Genomic DNA, 1,177 nt, shown 5'->3' on the forward strand with positions numbered 1-1,177 from the left:
GATAGTAAGCAATTAGGTATAAATGTTATAGCTGATTTATTAGTAGATAATATGTATAGAAATAGAGAAAGAAATGAAAATAATAACAATGCGCCATATCTTGGGCAACAAAGTATTGCAATATGATGTTGATGACAGAGGAGTTATCGTAGATGAGAGAGAAATTGATAGAGACGATATGTCAAAGCCTGTAGATGTTTATGCGGTAAATTTTAATGACTGGAGACCGCATCCCTCTGTAAATGCTGATATAATTATAACAAGCACCTCATTTGTCATAACTAGATTTGCTACACTGAACGATACAGTAAAGTGCTACATTCCTGACCAAACAAAAAATTTCCCAGGAATGAAAGTGGAAGTGAAAGGTATAGTTGACGGGCAGGAATTATACTGGGGATATAGTGCTAATGTAAAATTAGTTAATATCACACAAGACGGAACCTATGATATTCCGCCATTGGAAATCGTAAAAGGTAATTTGTCATTCAGAAACGGCAATATTGTCGGTGCTTGTAACATTACCATCACTTATCTACCGTTACGACAGCAATAAGTTAAGTGAAACATTAAATAGCGAAGTATGGACAGAAATGAATTAATAGACAAATTAAAACCTTATTTTAAAGTAAGTGAATTAGTATGCCCTCATTGCTATTCCAAGTTTGGTGAATCTTCATGGTAGTTTATAAGTACAGAATTACTTAGTACTTTGTATATACTACGTACTAAGATATTCAATAAACCTATTACCATTAATACTTGGAAAGCAGGTGGATAGTTCTCATAGAGAGGATTACGTTGTAATATGTGTTAGTTAGTAAAGAATAAAAGTAGTATTTACTTATCTGCACACTGTTTAGGTAAAGCAATAGATTTTAATGTAAAGGATTTAGATAGTAATGCAGTGAATAACATAGTAAGATAGAATGCTGAATTATTTGAATACCCTATTAGATTAGAAGCTAATACTGATGGATGGTCTCATTGTGATTGTTATGTTCCTTATAACTCTAAGGAAAAGATAGTAATTTTTACAGCATAAAACTATAACCATATAGATACATTGACGTTACACATAAATGTGTAAAATAAATTATATATGGAAGAAATTTGGAAAGACGTAAAAGGTTTTGAAAGTTTATATATGGTTAGTAATTTAGGGAGAGTTAAAAAT

General features: G+C 31.2%; 2 protein-coding genes. Both read left to right on the plus strand.

What is annotated here, in order from left to right; translation table 11 throughout:
• The first annotated feature begins 100 nt into the window (after window positions 1-100).
• Window positions 101-556, plus strand: a complete 456-nt coding sequence (locus GH664_RS22855; RefSeq protein WP_228111692.1) for a hypothetical protein — start codon at window positions 101-103, stop codon at window positions 554-556.
• Window positions 557-1,102: 546 nt separating this feature from the next.
• Window positions 1,103-1,177 (plus strand): NUMOD4 domain-containing protein (locus tag GH664_RS24040; protein ID WP_368857366.1); only part of this gene is annotated, 75 nt, incomplete at its 3' end.

This window comes from Thauera sp. 2A1 (genome assembly GCF_009469595.2).
Classification (GTDB): domain Bacteria; phylum Pseudomonadota; class Gammaproteobacteria; order Burkholderiales; family Rhodocyclaceae; genus Thauera.